Origin of the sequence: Silvimonas soli, from assembly GCF_030035605.1 — a bacterium.
GTDB classification, from domain to species: domain Bacteria; phylum Pseudomonadota; class Gammaproteobacteria; order Burkholderiales; family Chitinibacteraceae; genus Silvimonas; species Silvimonas soli.
In genome coordinates this window covers 1379116-1396505 of record NZ_CP106736.1, presented here as the reverse complement: position 1 = coordinate 1396505, position 17390 = coordinate 1379116, and the positions used below count along the sequence as shown (strand labels likewise).

The following is a 17390-nucleotide window of genomic DNA, read 5'->3' as shown; positions in this document are numbered from 1 at the left end:
GATCTGTCTGGCGGATGTATGCAAGAAAAGCCTCCCCTTTGTGGAGGCTTTTTCACGAAGAGGCAAACAGGAGGACCCGATGATGCGGCCGATTGAATATCTGCAGCAGTTGTATCTGGCGGCGATGGCAGAGGGCGATCCCTGTGCCCGCTTTGTGACGCTGATAACCGTGGACGCTGACGGTTACCCGGTATCGCGCATGGTCACGGTGCGCCAGTTTACGGCGGACGAAATTGCGATTTCGGTCAACATGCTCAGTCCGAAAATCCGCCAGCTGACTGCCAATGACAAATGGGAACTGGCTGGATTCTGGCCGCAATCCATGACGCAATTTCGCTTGCGCGGCAGTTATTCCCTGCATTGTGGTGCGGCAGAACACTCCCTGTGGCGTAACAAACCACATGCCAGCCAGATCATGGATCTATATGCCGAAAGGGTTCGCCAGCAAAGTACGGAGGTGGCATCGCGGGCAATCATGCAGCAAGAGGTTGCTCAATTGACGTCACAACTGGAACAACTGCCGCAGTTGCCAGTGGCGGAACATATCGGTTTGCTCTGGCTGCAGCCGCAGATGATCGAGCTATGGCAACAATCCGACGCAGATCGCATGCATGACCGTCGTTTGTGGTGTTTGCAAAATGGCGCTTGGTCAGAGAGCACGCTGGTGCCATGATGGACTGATAGCCCCGAGATATTTGTACTGCTAACGGTCTGTCCAAACGACAACAAAAAACCCGCAAAGCGCGGGTTTTTTGTTGGGCCAACCAGGCAAGCGTTTAGCTATTGGGTTGGTAAATCACCAGGTGCACGCCGGGCGTGAACGATTGCTGCGGGTTCCAGCGCTTCAGGTCTGCAGTATCGACATTGTGACGGCGGGCAATGGAGCTGACCGTGTCACCCTGCTTGACCACATACTTCTGCGCTTCTGGCGGGCTGTAGCTGATGCGCTTGATCCCGCCAGTGTTGCTCGCCAGCTTGAGTGTCTGACCTTGCGAAATATGGTTGCTGCGCAGGCCATTCATGGATTTCAGCGACGCTACCGTAATGCCGTAGCGCTTGGCGATGTTGAACACGGTATCGCCACGCGCCACGCGGTAGGAAACCACGTTGCTATCGTCAGTGGCGATCTGGCGGGGGCTGGCTACCGCGCTGACACGACGTACTTGCGGCTTGTCGTTCGCGCCGGTATCTAGTGGGTCAGCTGCGCGGTTGGCGGCCAGAGCCAGCAAGGTTTGCTGCTCAGCGCCATCCACATCGGCACTCTTGGGCACCAGGATCGTCTGACCACGCGCAACACGCTCGCGGGTGTTGATATCGTTGACGTCTTTCAGTTCGCCAGCCGGAATGCCAAATGAAGCGGCCAGTTTGTCAAAGTTTTCACCCTGGTGAGTGACATAGGGCTGCCAGTTCAGCAGCGGCTTGTCATAACTGGCCAGGTTTTTCTGGAATACATCGACTTTGTCGGCTGGCAAGACCAATTGGCGATCATCTTTATGCGCAATGACCGGGCGGATAAAGCCTGGGTTGAGTCGCAGCAGTTCTTGCACTGGCGTTTCGGCCAGTTCCGCTGCCACTTTTACGTCCATGTGCCGATCCGGGCTGACAGTCGCAAAGTAAGGGCGATTGGGGATGTCGGTCAGCTGGATGCCGTACGCTTGCGGGTTGGCGATGATATTGCGGATCGCCAGCAGCTTGGGTACGTAATTGCGAGTTTCATCGGGCATACGCAGGCTGGCGTAATCGGTCGGCATACCTGCGGCCTGATTTTTGGCCACGGCTCTGGCTACTGCGTTTTCGCCCCAGTTGTAGGACGCCAGCGCCAGTTGCCAGTCGCCGAACATCCCGTGCAGTTCTTCCAGATAATCCAGTGCGGCCTGGGTTGCGGCAACCACATCGCGGCGACCGTCATACCACCAGGTACGTTCCAGCCCGTAACGCTTGCCGGTATCAGGAATGAACTGCCACATGCCAGCGGCACGGGCGGGGGATTCAGCCTTGGGGTTGTAGGCGCTTTCAATCATCGGCAGCAGCGCCAGTTCCATCGGCATGCCGCGCTTTTCAACTTCACCCGCCACGTAATACATATAGCGCTGGCCGCGATCCATGATCCGGTTCAAGTATTCCGGGCGAGCGGCGTAATAGTTTTCCCACTTGGTGACCAGTGCAGGGTCGGTGTCCTGCATGGCAAAGCCGCCGCGTACGCGATCCCACAACGAATCGTACTGAATGGCTTGCACCACAGCGTCATCAAACAAAATGGAAACAGTTTGACGGGTGTCGTCGGTGATCTGGAAAGCGGGGTCGTGGAGTTGGTAGTCGAGCCGGGCAGAACCGACTGGAGTGGTGCTGTCAGCAAAAGTAGCTGCGCTGAGCAGGCTGGCAATAATGCCCGCGAGCAGTCGGTATTTCATGATGCCAAGGCCCTGATTATTCGCAAATTCGGTCGATGTTGCCGGTGCATGCCAACACTGTCAACAAGGTATTTTCGATCGGCGGCAGGGCCTTCGCCAATCAACCGCGAAAACCATCCTTCCATTGGCGCAGAGTGGCAAAAATACCAATCGGGTCATGGCTACTGGCTCCACGCGCTTCGGCGGCGCTGATTACGGCTGGAACAGTGGTTCGCAGGAAGGGATTGGTAGCGCGTTCCAGGGCGATACTGGACGGCAAAGTCGGCTGGCCCGCCGTGCGTTTGGCGGTTTCTCGCGCCACGCGTTGTGCCAGTTCCGGGCTGTCTGGCTCAACCACGCTAGCAAAACGCAAATTAGCCAGCGTGTATTCGTGGGTGCAGCACACCAGCGTGTCCGCGGGCAGCGCAGCTAACTGGGCCAGCGACTGGAACATTTGCGCTGGCGTGCCCTCGAACAGCCGACCGCAGCCGGCGGCAAACAGCGTGTCGCCACAAAACACCGCGCCCGCTCCCACATAGCCGATATGATCCAGCGTGTGGCCGGGCAGGGCGATAATCCGGAAGCCCTGATCCAGCAGACGAATGGCATCTCCCGCTGTGACAGGATTGGTCACTAAGTCGATACTGCCCGGGCCGTACACCGGACACGGCGCGGCGGTTGCCAGTTGGGCCAGCCCGCCGGTATGGTCCGCATGGTGATGCGTGACCAAGACCGCGGCCAGATGCAGATGATGGGCCGCCAGGTAATCAAGCAAAGGCTGGGCAGTACCGGGGTCGACGGCGACAGCAGCGCTGCCATCGTCTAAAAGCCAGATATAATTGTCATTAAAAATGGGAATCGGGGTGATCTTGAACATGGACATGCCCGTCGATGTGGAAAACACGTTTGATTATTTTGCCGCCTGGCTGCAAAGCCCGCTAGGCAGCTACGTGCTGGCCGAAGAAGCCAGCTGGTTTGATCGTACAACCACAGATATCTTTGGCTACAAGGCCATTCAGCTGGAATTGCCGCAGGTTGATTGTTTGCGCAGCAACCGCATGCCGTGGCGAGCCATTGCAGGTCAGTCTGCCGGATCGCGCGTGCGCTGTCTGCCAGAACAGCTACCGTTCGAGAGCCAGTCGCTGGATTTGCTGGCGCTGCCGCACGTGCTGGATTTCTGCAAAGACCCGCATCAGGTACTGCGCGAGGCGGAACGGGTGCTGGTGCCGGAGGGGCGTTTGCTGATTACCGGTTTCAATCCGTGGAGCCTGTGGGGTATGCGCCGTTTGCGCAATCGGCAGCAAGAGGTGCCGTGGCGTGGCCAGTTCATCGCGTTGCCGCGCTTGAAAGACTGGTTGTCGCTGCTGAATCTGGAATCCATGCGCGGCGAATATCTATGTTACAGCCTGCCGGTGCAGCAAGAAAAATGGCTGCACAGGTCGCGCTTTCTGGAAAACGCCGGAGATCGCTGGTGGCCGGCGGCAGGTGGCGTGTATTGCCTGGACGTAGTTAAACGTGTGCGCGGCATGCGGGTGATTGGCCCGAAATGGCGGCGCGTGCCCACGCCGGCAGGTGCTCCGGCTACAGCGATCGACAAAATGCACTATCAGGCACAAAAGGATCGCTGTAAGCCCTGAACGAATGAGGACATCAGGAGGATTTATCTTCCCGATCACACGTCCGCGCAGTTTCAGTCAGATCTTTCAGGATTTTTTGCGCATCGTCGCGGTTTTTGACCGGGATATGCAGATCGTGCCCGCTGCCCAGATTGCCGCCACCAAACACGACGTGCACATCGTTATCGGTGACGTCGACATATTGCACCACGGTGAGATTTAACCAGCGATCCGGTTTGCCCTGCACATCCTTGCCCCACGGGGCATGCCACAAGCAAAATGGCGCGGCTGCAACACTGGCCGAGGTGAGGGCCGCAAACAAGGACGCAACCAGGAAAGTAGAACGCATTGTGTTCTCCATAAGGATTTGAATGGCCATTGTAGAGATGTATACCGACGGTGCCTGCAAGGGCAACCCGGGACCGGGCGGTTGGGGCGCTTTGTTGCGTTATGGCACCAAAGAAAAAGAATTGTTTGGCGGCGAAGCCCATACCACCAATAACCGCATGGAATTACTGGGCGTGATCAAGGGGTTGTCGATCCTGGTGCGGCCATGCGAGGTGCTGGTGTACACGGATTCGCAATATGTCAAAAACGGCATTGAGACCTGGATTCATGGCTGGAAACGCAATGGCTGGAAAACCGCCGACAAGAAACCGGTCAAGAATGCCGATCTGTGGCAACAACTGGACACCGAAGTGCAGCGCCATCAAGTCACCTGGAAATGGGTGAAGGGCCACTCCGGCCACGAATTCAACGAACGTGCAGATCAACTGGCCAATCGCGGTGTCGATCTTGTGCTGGGTCGTGCGTAGGCGGCTGCAGGCCCCGTCATAAAGCAATCACTCTTTCCGGATTGAATCCGGGCCAGACAGAAGCCATATAGCCATCATGCGCCAAATTATTCTTGATACTGAAACAACCGGTCTGCGCGTTGACGACGGCAACCGCATTCTGGAAATCGCCGCGCTGGAAATGATCGATCGCAAGATCGTTACCGAGCACACGCTGCATTTGTATATCAACCCTGAACGTGACAGCGAAGAGGGCGCACTGAACGTCCACGGGCTGACCACCGAGTTTTTGGCGGACAAACCCAAATTTGCGGCAATCACTGATGACTTTCTCGCCTTCGTCACCGGCGCCGAGTTGATCATCCATAACGCGCCGTTTGATGTGGGCTTTTTGAACGCCGAGCTTGGCCGTTTGGGTAAAGGCAAGATCGGTGATTACGTGGCGGGCGTGATCGACACGCTGGCCATGGCTAAAGACCAGTTTCCGGGCAAGCGCAATAGCCTGGATGCACTGTGTGACCGCTTTGAAGTGGATCGCTCCGCGCGGGTGCTGCACGGCGCACTGATCGACTGCGAGTTGCTGGCGGAAGTCTACCTGGCGCTTACGCGCGGCCAGGACAGTTTGCTGATCGACTTCCAGGTAGATGACAGTCCGGCCGGTACCGCCAGCCTGGCGCTGGCGCGGGCATCGCGTGCGCCCTTGCGCGTGCAACAGCCCAGCGAAGCGGAACTGGCCGCACACAATGCTTATCTGGATGATCTGGATAAGGCCATTAAAGGCCAGTGTCTGTGGCGGGCCATCGAGTCGCCGGTTACGCCCGAGGCCGGGCAATGACCTGCATCGCGCTGGTGCCTGCTGCTGGCAGCGGTAGCCGCATGGGCGCTGCCAGTCCCAAGCAATATCTGGATTTATGCGGTCAAGCCGTGGTTCGGCACACCGTCGCCGCGCTGCACGCGGTGCCGGAGATCGATATCGTTGCGGTGGTATTGTCGGCAGATGATGAGCACTGGGATCAACTGGATTGGCAGGGTTTTGCGCGCCTATTGCCGCTGCGCTGTGGTGGCGATAGCCGCGCTGAGTCCGTGCGCAATGGCCTTGAAGCTTTACGTGCCGCTGGTCATGCAGCGGACGTTTGGGTGCTGGTGCATGATGCCGCCCGCCCGTGTATCTCGCCCGCGCTGGTTTCCAGCATGATCGCCGAACTGCGCGATGACCCGGTCGGTGGCATTCTGGCCGTGCCGGTGGCCGACACGCTCAAGGCCGCCACTGCCGATCAGCGCATCGCCCAGACCCGCTCGCGCGATGGTTTGTGGCAAGCGCAAACGCCGCAGATGTTCCGCTTGCAGGCTTTGCACGACGCGCTGGTGAGCGGTGCTGGTCCGGATATCACCGACGAAGCCAGCGCCATCGAAAAAACCGGGAAAGCGCCGCGACTGGTGGTTGGTAGCCCGTGGAATCTCAAAGTGACCTATCCGCAAGATCTGCACTTGGCAGCATTGATCCTGCGTGACGCACGCGAACAAATAAACAAGGAGCCAACGCATGGCTGAAACATTGGTAATTGAAGCTGGCAGCAAGGCCGAACGTTACGCCTCGCTGGAATGCCAACTGGTCGCTTTGCTGGATGGTGAACACGACGAAATCGCCCGCATGGCCAACACGGCCGCGGCGTTGCAACAGACCTTTGGCTGGTTGTGGATTGGTTTTTACCGCGTAGTGGGCGAGCAACTGGTGCTTGGACCGTTTCAAGGCCCCATCGCTTGCACCCGCATTGCCTTTGGCAAAGGCGTGTGTGGCGGTGCCTGGGCGCGCAATGAAACGCTGGTGGTGCCAGATGTGGATGCATTTCCTGGTCATATCGCCTGCTCGTCGCTATCGTGCTCTGAAGTTGTTGTGCCGCTGCATGATGCCGCAGGCAAAGTGACTGGCGTACTGGATGTGGACAGCACTGAACTGGCGACTTTTGACCAGGAAGACGGCTACTGGCTGGAGCGGCTAATGGCTGTTATGACTGCTGCAAAGATCGAGGCAACCGTATGAGAATCGGTCAGGGTTGGGATGTGCACCGGCTGGTGGAAGGTCGCAAACTGATTCTGGGCGGGGTGGATATCCCGTTCGAACTGGGCTTGCTCGGCCACTCTGATGCTGACGCGCTGCTGCATGCCATTACCGATGCCATTCTCGGTGCTGCCGGGCTAGGAGATATTGGCCGGCATTTCCCGGATACCGCTGACGAATTCAAAGGTGCGGATAGCCGTGTTTTGCTGCGCGAAGCCGTGCGGCGAGTGGCCGAAGCCGGTTGGCAGGTCAGCAATGTCGACGCCAGCATTTTGATCCAGCGTCCAAAGATGGCGCCGCATATTCCAGCCATGGTTGCCAATATTGCCGCTGACCTGGGCGTGGCGGTCACGCAAGTGAATGTAAAAGCCAAGACTTACGAAAAACTCGGCCCTGTCGGTGCGTCTGAAGCCGTCGAAGCTCAAGCTGTCTGTTTGTTGTTGCCGCGCTAAAGGCGTGGCTCCGCTCGTTAAGCGTCAAATAAATCACCAGGCGGTGCGCAATGCGTGAAGTGACTTTGCTGGATGGCGGCATGGGCCGCGAACTGAATCGCATTGGCGCGCCGTTTCGCCAGCCAGAGTGGTCGGCGCTGGCGCTGATTGAGGCGCCGCATTTCGTGCGCGCCGTGCATGATCATTTCATCGCCGCTGGCGCGCAGGTGATCACCACCAACAGTTACGCCGTGGTGCCGTTTCATGTCGGAGAGGCGGTGTTTGCGGTGGAAGGGCGTGAGTTGGCGACGCTGGCCGGGCAACTGGCGCGTGATGCCGCCAACGATGCTACTCATCCTGTGCGCGTAGCCGGATCGTTGCCGCCGACTTGTGGCTCTTACCGGGCTGACTTGTTCGACCGGCAGCAGGCCGACCGGATTCTGGCCTGCCTGATCGGGGGCTTGTCGCCCTTTGTTGATTTCTGGCTGGCTGAAACGCAAAGCACCACTGCTGAAATCCTCGCCGTGCGGGCTGCGCTCAATGCCGCTGGCGAACAAAAGCCGCTGTGGGTGTCCTATACCCTGGCCGATGAAAACCCTGGCGCAGGTATTTCGCGGATTCGTTCTGGTGAAACCGTTGAACAAGCAGTCACGGTGGCGGTGGAACAAGCTGCCGCAGCTGTCTTGTTCAACTGCAGCCAGCCTGAAGTGATGAGCGCCGCAGTGCGGGCCGCGCAAACCACGCTGGCGCAACTGGGCGTGCCATTACCGATTGGCGTGTATGCCAATGCCTTCCCACCGCAATCAACCGATGCCGAAGCCAATGATGGCCTGGATGAGTTACGCCCGGATCTCGATCCGAAAGGCTACGCACGCTGGGCGCAGCAATGGCTGGACGAGGGCGTGAGTATTGTTGGCGGTTGCTGCGGCATCGGGCCGGATCATATCGCCTGCGTGCATCGTTTGATCGACCAGACTCACTCCGACCATTGATGCGCTGGCGGCAGGCTGTCTGGCAACGGCTTGCCAGTGTCGTCAAGCAGCGGCGTATCGTTGAGCGTCAACATCTGCCATTGGCCGTCTTGCCATTGCAGATAACCGCCCACTCCGGCGTACCAATCCGGTAGCACCCAGCGCGTACCAGCCGCTTCCTGGTGACGGGCGGGGCGGTGAGTGTGGCCGTGGATCAGCGTATCCACTTGTGCCCTGCGCAGCGCGTTTTCGATCGCCGCAGCGTTGACATCCATGATTGAGCGCATCTTGTTGCGATTCATCGCCGAAGATTGCTGGCGCAGTTGTCCGGCTTTGCGATTACGCCAGGCAAACGGCAAGGCCAGCCAGATCATGCGGACCAATGGATTGCGGATAATGCGACGGAATCGCATATACGCGACGTCATCGGTGCAATAAGCGTCGCCATGCGCCAGCAGTACGCGTTGCCGGTTGGCCAGCGTAATCACCGAGGGATCAGTAAGAATTTGCAGTTTGGCGGCTTGGGCAAAGCGCGTGCCGCATACAAAGTCCCGGTTGCCAGGCATGAAAAACACCGCAACGCCCTGATCGGCCAGCGTTGCGATGCTCGCGGCGACCTCTGCGTAAAACGGTTCGTCTAGCTGATCGTCGCCGATCCACATCTCGAACAGATCACCCAGGATATATAACTGGTTGGCATGCCGCGCCTGCTGCGTCAGAAAGCGCCGGAACGCCTGCGCCGTTGCCGGGTCGGCGGGCGAGAGATGAAGATCAGAGATGAACAGGGTCTTGGACAGGGTCATGGGGCAAGAGCATACAAAAAGCGCGGCATGAAAGCCGCGCTTTTTTTACTAACCGGCCAGCTGGGCCGATGGCAGGATCAGGCCAGTACTTCGGCGCTGTTGATCAGCACGTCGTCACGCGGCACGTCCTGGTGGAAACCCTTATTGCCGGTTTTCACGCCTTTCAGCTGGTCAACCACGTCTTTGCCTTCAACTACCTTGCCGAACACGGCATAGCCCCAGCCTTGCGGAGTAGGCGATTTGTAGTTGAGGAAGTCGTTGTCGCTGACATTGATAAAGAACTGCGCAGAGGCCGAATGCGGTTCTGGTGTGCGTGCCATGGCCACGGTGTAGGCATCGTTCTTCAAGCCGTTGCCGGCTTCGTTCTCGATATTTTCGCGGGTCGGTTTTTGTTTCAGGCCGGGCTCAAAGCCGCCGCCTTGAATCATGAAGCCATCAATCACGCGGTGAAACACGGTGCCGTTGTAATGACCGTCTTGTACGTACTGTACAAAGTTGGCTACCGTTTTCGGTGCCTTGACTTCGTCCAGTTCCAGCACGATATCGCCCAGAGTGGTAGAGAGCTTGACTTTAGTCGCCATGATGGGGTCCTTTGAGGTTCTGCTAACAGATTGATTGGTTGGATTATTTACCGGCAGCGGCGCCTTCAACGCGCACGCTTTTGATCAGTACCGGAGTAGCCGGGAAGTCACCAGGCAAAACGGGCACGGCGGAAATGGCATCGACCACATCCATGCCTTTGATTACACGCCCGAACACCGTATAGCCATAATTGTCGCGGCCAGGGTAGTTCAGGAAGTCATTGTTTTTCAGATTGAAATAAAACTGGCTGGTTGCCGAATCAGGATCATTGGTACGGGCCATGGCCAGTGTGCCGCGATCATTTTTCAGCCCGGCTTTGAACGCGTGTTCTGCCTCGTTTTTGACCGGTGCATTGGTCGGGCGTTCACTCATTTTTGGATCGTAACCACCGCCTTGCACCACGAAATCTTTCACTACCCGATGAAAGATAGTGCCATCGTAGTGTTTCTCTTTCACATATCGCAGGAAGTTGGCGACAGACGCCGGGGCTGCATCGGGATACAGCTCGACGGTGATCTGGCCTTTGGCGGTATCAAGCACCACTTGCGGATTTGCAGCTGCGGCAACGCTGGCGATCAGCGTCAGGCCCAGTGCCAGCAAGAACTTTTTCATGCATCGTGACTCGGTTAGGGACAAGAGCGGCAATGATATCACGGGCCGCTATGCCGCCATTGCGCTAGAATGGCACGCAATTAATTGCCGCAAAACCAAGAGTCCCCGCCATGTTGCCGCTGCCCAAACTGCCTGCTTTGCCTTCGGTTGATCGCCTGATCAATGAGTTTGACGTGATGCTGCGTACGCTGGCGGCACCGGCAATCAGTGAACGTGCTCATCCGGATGCCCACATCGACGAAGCCGAAATGAGCGAAGCCGACAAAACACACGCGGCCGGTTTGATGCGGGTGAATCATAGTGGCGAAGTCTGCGCGCAAGCCTTGTATCAAGGGCAAGGATTGACGGCACGTGATCCCAAGGCGCGGGAAGCGCTCAAGCAAGCCGCGCATGAAGAAGTCGAACATCTGGCGTGGACTGAGCGTCGCTTGCAGGAACTAGGCAGCCGTCCAAGTCTGCTAAACCCGTTCTGGTATGCCGGAAGTCTGGCCATGGGTGTCGCAGCGGGCGTGATTGGCGACAAATGGAATCTGGGCTTTTTGGCCGAGACCGAACGTCAGGTCGGCGCGCATCTACAATCGCATCTGCATACCTTGCCGCCGCAAGATGCCAAAAGCCGCGCCGTGGTCGAGCAAATGCATACCGATGAACTGGGTCATGCGGAACAAGCCATGCAACTGGGCGCGGCACCACTGCCTGCACCGGTGGCCGGTTTGATGGCAACAACATCCAAGGTAATGACATCTCTGTCGTACCGCTTGTAAATCGGCCAAACGAGCTAGTTCGGCACTAATTCACAGCCTAAATTTGATATCAATCAAAGGTCGGCTTATTCACATGGCATAACCGGAAATTGTTCACAGCAGCCGGGTAAAGTGGCCGCGTATAACTGCATGTCATACCAATCTGACCTTGCAGGCGCCCCAATGTCGCAAATACGCACCCCAGCCGAAATAGTTGAATACATGTCGCACCACGGTGCGGAGAAGGCAACCACTCCCACGTGGCGCCTTGGATTGATGGCCGTGCTCGGCGGCATGTTTATTGGCCTGGGTACGTTGCTGGCAATGGAAGTAGCCGGAGGTTCGACTGGGCTGGCAGCCAGCAACCCGGGGCTGGTCAAGCTTCTGTTTGGTGCAGTGTTCCCGTTGGGCTTTATTGCGGTGACACTGACCGGCGCTGATTTGTTCACTTCCAATTGTGCCGGCGGTTTTGTGTCCTGGTGGCGACGCGAGATCGACTGGCGTTTGCTGAGCCGTTTCTGGGCAATCTCATTTGCGGGTAATGCAGTTGGCGCAATTGCCGCTGCCTGGGTGTTCGGCCTGGAAACCCATTTGCTGACCACAGACGCCGCAACTCAATACTTGATTACCATTGCTAACGGCAAAGTGTCGCATCCGTTCTGGATGACCTTCACCAAGGGTATGTTGGCCAACTTGCTGGTGTGTGTCGCTTCGATGCAGGGTTATTCGGCCAAAGACACATTGGGTCGCATGTTGGGCATCTGGTTCCCGGTGATGGCCTTTGTCACCCTGGGTATGGAGCACAGTATCGCCAACCTGTTTATTATTCCTGCAGCGATGATGGCCGGCGCCGATATCAGCGTCAGCCAGTTTGTCTTTGCCAATCTGATCCCGGCAACATTGGGTAATCTGGCGGGCGGCGCCCTGCTGATTGGCCTGCCGTACGCCTTGATCTATCTGCCGCGGCGGAAGGCTGCGGTAACTGCAGCCAAAGCCGAAATGCCGAATGCGGCATGTGTGCCCGACCTGGTGCCCTGAATGGCAGGCAGGTTGATTTCAGCCTGAACTGCACGGAGCAACAATGAAAACCATCGGCGTAATTGGTGGGATGAGCTGGGAATCTTCGGCGGAGTACTACCGGTTGTTAAACCGCTACGCCAAGGAAAAGCTGGGTGGACATCACAACGCACCCAGCCTGATGCTGACGCTGGACTTCGCTGCCATTGAGGCGAGCCAGCGTGCCGGAGACTGGGAAGGCTTGGGCGAGCAATTGGCCGCTGCGGCGGCGCAATTGCAGCGCGGTGGTGCTGAACTGGTGATTCTTGCCACCAACACCATGCACCGGGTTTACGAACCGATTGTGCAAGCCATTAACGTACCCTTTATCCATATTGCCGATCCCACCGGGCGGGCATTGCGAGTGGCGGGAGTCGAGCGCGTTGGCTTGCTGGGAACTCGCTACACCATGGAGCACGCCTTTTACGCTGGGCGACTGCGTGAAAAGTATGGGCTGCAGACGGTGATTCCCGACGAGCTTGATCGCCAGCAGGTGCATCGCATTATTTATGATGAGTTGTGTCATGGCGTGATCAACCCGGATTCGCAGCGCATTTACCAGAACGTGATTGGCGATCTGGCTGCGCGTGGCGCTCAGGCGGTGATTCTGGGGTGTACTGAAATCACACTGTTGATCGGGCAGCAAGACTCGGTTTTGCCGGTTTTCGATACCACGGCATTGCATGCACAGGCAGCAGTGGATTTTGCGATTGGCACGGAAGATGCGACAGCCTGAATGCGGCTGCCGGTAGTGAAGCTATTTATAACGTATAAAAAAATGGAAAAAGCCACGACTTGATCGTGGCTTTTCTTTTGGCTATTGCCGACCTGCGCCGGACGGCGATCAACACGTGGGGGTCAGTCAGCTTCACGAATCTCAAAGTCGTGCGTGATATCCGCTGTTTTGCCCAGCATGATCGACGCCGAGCAATATTTTTCTGCAGACAGCTTGATCGCCCGTTCCACCACTTCCGGCTTGAGTGCTTTGCCAGTCACCACAAAGTGAAAGTGAATCCGCGTAAAAACTTTCGGATCTTCGTCCGCGCGGTCGGCATCCACTTCAACTACGCAATCGCGCACATCGGCGCGACTCTTCTTCAGAATATGGATAACGTCATACGTGGTGCAGCCAACGGTGCCCATTAATACCAATTCCATGGGGCGCGGACCCAGGTTGCGACCGCCGCCTTCCGGGGCGCCGTCCATCAGAACGGCATGACCGGAGCCGGATTCGGCCAGGAAGCTGACCGCTTCAACCCATTTCAAACGTGCTTTCATCGCAGATTCCAAGGTAGGTAGGTTCGGGCTGGATTGTAGCGCGCCCAAGCCTGCGCTTGCCAGCAAGGGCGCCGCCTGGCGTATTGCCGCACTGCAACAAAAATGCTTGAAATGCCGTATTTGTTTGTCATATACTGCAATTGCAACGTCGGGGCCTGCCTTGATGTTGTCTCCTCCATCCTCCTTCTTTGGTGGAATTCTGCGCAATCCACTCCCTGGATTGCGTTTTTTTTACTGCTACCCGATATAATTCTTGTCCGCTAACCCGAATAGGTTTGACAGCGCCTTGAATACGGGGCTAAAATCCGCGACTTTCTCCAAATCGAAATTGTGGACACGAGCAGTTATGAAAACTTATTCTGCCAAGCCGCACGAGGTAAAGCGCGAGTGGTACGTCGTTGACGCCACTGACAAAGTGCTGGGTCGTCTCGCGGCTGAAATCGCCAAGCGTTTGCGTGGCAAGCACAAAGCCGAATACACCCCGCACGTTGATACGGGCGACTACATCGTAGTGGTTAACGCAGATAAGCTGCGCGTTACCGGTGACAAGGCCACCTCTAAAATCTACTATCGCCATTCCGGCTTTCCGGGCGGTATCTACGAACGTACCTTCACCGAACTGCAAAACAAGTTCCCGGGCCGTGTGCTCGAGACCGCAGTGAAGGGCATGCTGCCTAAGGGTCCCCTTGGCTACGCTATGCTCAAAAAGATGAAGGTGTATGCAGGTACTGAACATCCGCATACCGCGCAATTGCCGAAAGTTCTGGATATCTAAGGATCGACCATGGTAGGTAAATACTATTACGGTACCGGCCGCCGCAAGAGCGCAGTTGCTCGTGTGTTCCTGGCTAAGGGTACTGGCAACATCGTGGTCAACGGCAAGCCGCTGGACCAATACTTCGCTCGCGAAACTGGCCGCATGGTTGTTCGTCAGCCGCTGCAAATCACTGAAAACCTGGAAGCATTCGACATCTTGGTTAACGTGATTGGTGGTGGTGAGACTGGCCAGGCCGGTGCACTGCGTCACGGTATCACCCGTGCCCTGATCGACTTCAATGCTGACCTCAAGCCAGCTCTGAAGGCAGCCGGTCTGGTGACACGTGATGCTCGTGAAGTCGAACGTAAGAAAGTCGGCTTCCGCAAAGCACGTCGTCGCAAGCAGTTCTCCAAGCGTTAATCCGCTTCGAGCGCTCTGCGTTCAAGAAAAACCGCCTTCGTGGCGGTTTTTTTCATTTCTGGTGCGGTTTGCGTCACTCGCGAGTCCACGCGCTCTGTGTTATTGCCCTGAACACGGATACGGACGAGCGGCCCGATCAGGCGGATTTGCGTCCGGTTGGTCGTCCGATATGACAGTAAGGTAAGCGATTTAGTCTGCTAGAATCGCTGGTCTGACTTTTTAGCTGAAGGAGAAGCAACATGATCAAGGTTGGTATTGTTGGCGGCACCGGGTACACCGGAGTGGAGTTGCTGCGCCTGCTTTCCCGTCATGGTGGCATCGAGCTTAAAGCAGTCACTTCCCGCAAAGAAGCCGGTATGCCGGTCGCTGATATGTTCCCCAGCCTGCGTGGCTCGGTGGATATCGCCTTCTCTTCGCCGGAAGAGTCCGATTTGAAACAGTGCGACGTGGTGTTCTTTGCCACGCCGCACGGTGTAGCCATGGCGCAAGCCCGCGAACTGGTCGATGCCGGCGTAAAGGTGATCGACCTGGCGGCAGATTTTCGTCTGAAAGACGCGGCCGAGTTCCAGAAATGGTACGCCATGGAACACAGCTGTACTGATCTGCTGGCTGAAGCCGTGTACGGCTTGCCAGAGGTTAACCGTGAAGCCATCAAACAAGCCCGCATCATTGGCATGGCCGGTTGTTATCCGACATCGGTGCAACTGGGTTACATGCCTTTGCTCAAAGGCGGCAAAAAACTGATCGACACCCAGACCCTGATCGCCGATTGCAAATCCGGTGTTTCCGGTGCTGGCCGCAAGGCTGAAGTCGGTACACTGCTGGCCGAAGCGGGCGACAATTTCAAAGCCTATGGCGTGAAGGGTCATCGCCATCAGCCGGAAATGATCCAGGGCCTGACTGCCATTCATGGTGCGCCGGTCAATCTGACCTTTGTGCCGCATCTGGTGCCGATGATCCGTGGCATTCATTCCACGCTTTATGCCCGCATCCTGCCTGAAGCGCGCGATACCGATTTCCAGAAACTGTTTGAAGAGTGTTTTGCCGACGAGCCGTTTGTGGACGTGCTGCCCGCAGGCGCAACGCCGGAAACACGTTCGGTGCGCGGCTCCAATATCGCGCGTATCGCGGTCCATCGTCCGGGTAATGGTGATTTGCTGGTGATTCTGGTGGTGGAAGACAATCTGGTTAAAGGCGCATCCGGGCAGGCGGTGCAAGTCATGAACCTGATGTTCGGCTTGCCCGAGCGTCAGGGTCTGGACATCGTTCCTTTGTTGCCATAAGTGGCGACCATGCGACGGCTTTACCGTCTGCAAAGGGCGCGGCTTACTGCCGCGCCATTGTCCGTGCGCCCGGCGCTGGGTTTGCCGGGTCGGCTACTGCAACTGACCGCGCTGATTGGCGCGCTGGTGCTGGCAGTCGTGGCTGGAGTCTGGTGGGGCTATCACTCGGGTCAGGAGCAAGAGCGCGTGCGCTTGGGTAATGCGGCCAAAGCGGTGGTGGCCAATGCCAGTGCGCTGGCCCAAGCCAACGCGCAGCTGGCCGAGAAAGGGCAGCAACTGCAGATCGCGGAAGCCGCACGCGCCGCTCTGGCCAGCGATCTGGCCAATGCACAACAGGATCTGGCGAGCAGTCATGAGCGGCTGGCCTTTTTTGAAACATTGTTGACCGCAAATGATCGGACGCACACAGTCAGTTTTGCCTCCTGCGAGTTTGAAGCCGGGGGCAACAACCTGTGGCACTACCGGTTGACTGTCGTGCAAGGTGTTGATCGTGCGCCTGAGTTTGATGGCGTACTCAATATCGTGGCGCTCAACAAACCAGGTAACAAAACCGTTCGTATCGAATTTCCAGAGCAAGCGGTGCGGGTGAAGCACTACCAGCGCCTTGAAGGGGATGTGACGTTACCAGCAGGGGCCAAGCCAGAGGCGTTTGTGGCCACGCTGGGAGTCAAGGATGCCAAGACCACATTGGCGCAATGTCAGAAAAAACCGGGAGCAACGTGATGTTCAAGAACAAAAAAGGTAGTCAGCGGATTGATAGCCTGATTGGCCAGGGTAGTTCAGTGAGTGGCGACGTCGCTTTTGCCGGTGGCATGCGCATTGATGGCACTGTTCGCGGCAGTGTGGTGGCGGCCGATGAAAAAAATGGCACGCTCGTCGTCTCGGAAAAAGCAAAGGTTGAAGGTAGCGTCCGGTGCAGCCATCTTGTACTGAATGGCGAAGTGGTAGGGCCGATTGAGGTCTCGCAATTTGTTGAATTGCAACCCAAAGCCCGCGTGATTGGCGATCTCACCTACAAAACCCTGGAAATGCATCCGGGCGCGGTGATTGAAGGCCGGTTGATTCCAATGGCTGGCGCTCGCGTGGTTACGCCAGAGCCAGGCAAGGAAAAGAGCAAAGCCTTTGCTGAAGTGTGAGCGTGGCATCGTATTGACGGTGATGCGCTGCGCCAAGATGGATTGACCGTACGGCGTGCCGGGCGGATAATCCCACTATATTAGTCAACTATTTGCAGGAGCATCCCATGAATGCGGTAGCCGAAATGCCAAGCCCGTTCATTTTTACCGATTCCGCAGCTGGCAAAGTGCGCGAGCTGATCGAGGAAGAAGGTAATCCCGGTCTGAAGCTGCGCGTATTTGTGACCGGTGGCGGTTGTTCGGGCTTCCAGTACGGGTTCACCTTTGACGAAATCGTCAATGAAGATGACACCGCAGTGGAAAAAAGTGGCGTGACTCTGCTGGTTGATCCAATGAGCTACCAATATCTGGTTGGTGCCGAGATTGATTACGTGGAAAGCCTTGAGGGCTCGCAGTTCACTATCAAGAATCCGAACGCGACGTCGACTTGCGGTTGCGGTTCTTCGTTCTCTGCCTGAA

Annotated in this window: 24 protein-coding genes; 17 read left to right on the top strand and 7 right to left on the bottom strand. The window is 57.1% G+C overall.

What is annotated here, in order from left to right:
* The first annotated feature begins 79 nt into the window (after positions 1 to 79).
* On the top strand, positions 80 to 673 hold the full coding sequence (locus N7220_RS06385; RefSeq protein WP_283150625.1) for a pyridoxamine 5'-phosphate oxidase family protein: 594 nt from the start codon (positions 80 to 82) through the stop codon (positions 671 to 673).
* A 103-nt stretch (positions 674 to 776) separates the two neighbouring features.
* On the opposite strand, the gene N7220_RS06380 is transcribed toward N7220_RS06385, so the two are convergent.
* Positions 777 to 2411 (bottom strand): LysM peptidoglycan-binding domain-containing protein, encoded by a 1635-nt coding sequence (locus N7220_RS06380; RefSeq protein ID WP_283150624.1) that lies wholly within the window; start codon positions 2409 to 2411, stop codon positions 777 to 779.
* Positions 2412 to 2511: 100 nt separating this feature from the next.
* The gene (gene gloB, locus N7220_RS06375; RefSeq protein WP_283150623.1) at positions 2512 to 3267 is read right to left on the bottom strand and encodes a hydroxyacylglutathione hydrolase; all 756 of its coding nucleotides are present in this window, start codon (positions 3265 to 3267) and stop codon (positions 2512 to 2514) included.
* Here gloB and N7220_RS06370 point away from each other — a divergent pair.
* Positions 3266 to 4027 carry a class I SAM-dependent methyltransferase gene (locus tag N7220_RS06370; RefSeq protein ID WP_283150622.1) on the top strand — a complete coding sequence of 254 codons (762 nt, stop codon included), beginning with the start codon at positions 3266 to 3268 and terminating at the stop codon, positions 4025 to 4027. The two genes, gloB and N7220_RS06370, sit on opposite strands and share 2 nt — an antisense overlap.
* 13 nt (positions 4028 to 4040) lie before the next feature.
* Here the strand turns inward: N7220_RS06370 and N7220_RS06365 are convergent, their stop codons facing one another.
* Complete coding sequence (locus N7220_RS06365; RefSeq protein ID WP_283150621.1) at positions 4041 to 4355, bottom strand: hypothetical protein; 315 nt, start codon at positions 4353 to 4355, stop codon at positions 4041 to 4043.
* 22 nt (positions 4356 to 4377) lie between these two features.
* Here N7220_RS06365 and rnhA point away from each other — a divergent pair, with 22 nt between their 5' ends.
* From rnhA to N7220_RS06335, 6 genes are all read left to right on the top strand, one after another.
* Complete coding sequence (gene rnhA / locus N7220_RS06360; RefSeq protein ID WP_283150620.1) at positions 4378 to 4821, top strand: ribonuclease HI; 444 nt, start codon at positions 4378 to 4380, stop codon at positions 4819 to 4821.
* A gap of 76 nt (positions 4822 to 4897) precedes the next feature.
* Positions 4898 to 5635 (top strand): DNA polymerase III subunit epsilon, encoded by a 738-nt coding sequence (gene dnaQ, locus N7220_RS06355; RefSeq protein WP_283150619.1) that lies wholly within the window; start codon positions 4898 to 4900, stop codon positions 5633 to 5635.
* On the top strand, positions 5632 to 6351 hold the full coding sequence (ispD, locus tag N7220_RS06350; RefSeq protein WP_283150618.1) for a 2-C-methyl-D-erythritol 4-phosphate cytidylyltransferase: 720 nt from the start codon (positions 5632 to 5634) through the stop codon (positions 6349 to 6351). The genes dnaQ and ispD overlap by 4 nt, the downstream gene beginning before the upstream one ends.
* Positions 6344 to 6841, top strand: coding sequence for a GAF domain-containing protein (locus N7220_RS06345; protein WP_283150617.1), 498 nt, complete (start codon positions 6344 to 6346; stop codon positions 6839 to 6841). The genes ispD and N7220_RS06345 overlap by 8 nt, the downstream gene beginning before the upstream one ends.
* On the top strand, positions 6838 to 7311 hold the full coding sequence (gene ispF, locus N7220_RS06340; RefSeq protein WP_283150616.1) for a 2-C-methyl-D-erythritol 2,4-cyclodiphosphate synthase: 474 nt from the start codon (positions 6838 to 6840) through the stop codon (positions 7309 to 7311). The genes N7220_RS06345 and ispF overlap by 4 nt, the downstream gene beginning before the upstream one ends.
* 50 nt (positions 7312 to 7361) lie before the next feature.
* The gene (locus tag N7220_RS06335) at positions 7362 to 8282 is read left to right on the top strand and encodes a homocysteine S-methyltransferase family protein (RefSeq protein ID WP_283150615.1); all 921 of its coding nucleotides are present in this window, start codon (positions 7362 to 7364) and stop codon (positions 8280 to 8282) included.
* Here the strand turns inward: N7220_RS06335 and N7220_RS06330 are convergent.
* The 3 genes from N7220_RS06330 to N7220_RS06320 form a co-directional block, all read right to left on the bottom strand.
* On the bottom strand, positions 8267 to 9064 hold the full coding sequence (locus tag N7220_RS06330) for a UDP-2,3-diacylglucosamine diphosphatase (protein WP_283150614.1): 798 nt from the start codon (positions 9062 to 9064) through the stop codon (positions 8267 to 8269). The genes N7220_RS06335 and N7220_RS06330 overlap by 16 nt on opposite strands.
* A 77-nt stretch (positions 9065 to 9141) precedes the next feature.
* On the bottom strand, positions 9142 to 9645 hold the full coding sequence (locus N7220_RS06325; RefSeq protein WP_283150613.1) for a peptidylprolyl isomerase: 504 nt from the start codon (positions 9643 to 9645) through the stop codon (positions 9142 to 9144).
* Between the two features lie 43 nt (positions 9646 to 9688).
* Positions 9689 to 10258: a peptidylprolyl isomerase gene (locus N7220_RS06320; RefSeq protein ID WP_283150612.1), complete on the bottom strand. Its 570-nt coding sequence runs from the start codon at positions 10256 to 10258 to the stop codon at positions 9689 to 9691.
* A 110-nt stretch (positions 10259 to 10368) separates the two neighbouring features.
* Between N7220_RS06320 and coq7 the strand changes: the two genes are divergently transcribed.
* The 3 genes from coq7 to N7220_RS06305 all read left to right on the top strand — a co-directional run bounded on the left by coq7 (position 10369) and on the right by N7220_RS06305 (position 12793).
* Positions 10369 to 11022: a 2-polyprenyl-3-methyl-6-methoxy-1,4-benzoquinone monooxygenase gene (gene coq7 / locus N7220_RS06315; protein WP_283150611.1), complete on the top strand. Its 654-nt coding sequence runs from the start codon at positions 10369 to 10371 to the stop codon at positions 11020 to 11022.
* A gap of 162 nt (positions 11023 to 11184) precedes the next feature.
* Positions 11185 to 12039 (top strand): formate/nitrite transporter family protein, encoded by an 855-nt coding sequence (locus N7220_RS06310; RefSeq protein ID WP_283150610.1) that lies wholly within the window; start codon positions 11185 to 11187, stop codon positions 12037 to 12039.
* 43 nt (positions 12040 to 12082) lie between these two features.
* Positions 12083 to 12793, top strand: a complete 711-nt coding sequence (locus N7220_RS06305) for an aspartate/glutamate racemase family protein (RefSeq protein ID WP_283150609.1) — start codon at positions 12083 to 12085, stop codon at positions 12791 to 12793.
* A 122-nt stretch (positions 12794 to 12915) separates the two neighbouring features.
* Here the strand turns inward: N7220_RS06305 and N7220_RS06300 are convergent, their stop codons facing one another.
* Complete coding sequence (locus tag N7220_RS06300; protein WP_283150608.1) at positions 12916 to 13335, bottom strand: OsmC family protein; 420 nt, start codon at positions 13333 to 13335, stop codon at positions 12916 to 12918.
* 346 nt (positions 13336 to 13681) lie between these two features.
* On the opposite strand from N7220_RS06300, the gene rplM reads away from it, so the two are divergent.
* The 6 genes from rplM to erpA all read left to right on the top strand — a co-directional run bounded on the left by rplM (position 13682) and on the right by erpA (position 17389).
* On the top strand, positions 13682 to 14110 hold the full coding sequence (gene rplM / locus N7220_RS06295) for a 50S ribosomal protein L13 (protein ID WP_283150607.1): 429 nt from the start codon (positions 13682 to 13684) through the stop codon (positions 14108 to 14110).
* A gap of 9 nt (positions 14111 to 14119) precedes the next feature.
* The gene (gene rpsI / locus N7220_RS06290; protein ID WP_283150606.1) at positions 14120 to 14512 is read left to right on the top strand and encodes a 30S ribosomal protein S9; all 393 of its coding nucleotides are present in this window, start codon (positions 14120 to 14122) and stop codon (positions 14510 to 14512) included.
* A gap of 239 nt (positions 14513 to 14751) precedes the next feature.
* Positions 14752 to 15795 (top strand): N-acetyl-gamma-glutamyl-phosphate reductase, encoded by a 1044-nt coding sequence (gene argC / locus N7220_RS06285; protein WP_283150605.1) that lies wholly within the window; start codon positions 14752 to 14754, stop codon positions 15793 to 15795.
* 9 nt (positions 15796 to 15804) lie between these two features.
* Positions 15805 to 16518, top strand: coding sequence for a DUF6776 family protein (locus tag N7220_RS06280; protein ID WP_283150604.1), 714 nt, complete (start codon positions 15805 to 15807; stop codon positions 16516 to 16518).
* Entirely contained in the window at positions 16518 to 16931 is a 414-nt protein-coding gene (locus N7220_RS06275; RefSeq protein ID WP_283150603.1) for a bactofilin family protein, read from the top strand. Before N7220_RS06280 ends, N7220_RS06275 begins: the two co-directional genes overlap by 1 nt.
* Before the next feature lie 107 nt (positions 16932 to 17038).
* Positions 17039 to 17389: an iron-sulfur cluster insertion protein ErpA gene (gene erpA / locus N7220_RS06270; protein WP_283150602.1), complete on the top strand. Its 351-nt coding sequence runs from the start codon at positions 17039 to 17041 to the stop codon at positions 17387 to 17389.
* The last annotated feature ends 1 nt before the right edge of the window (position 17390 follow it).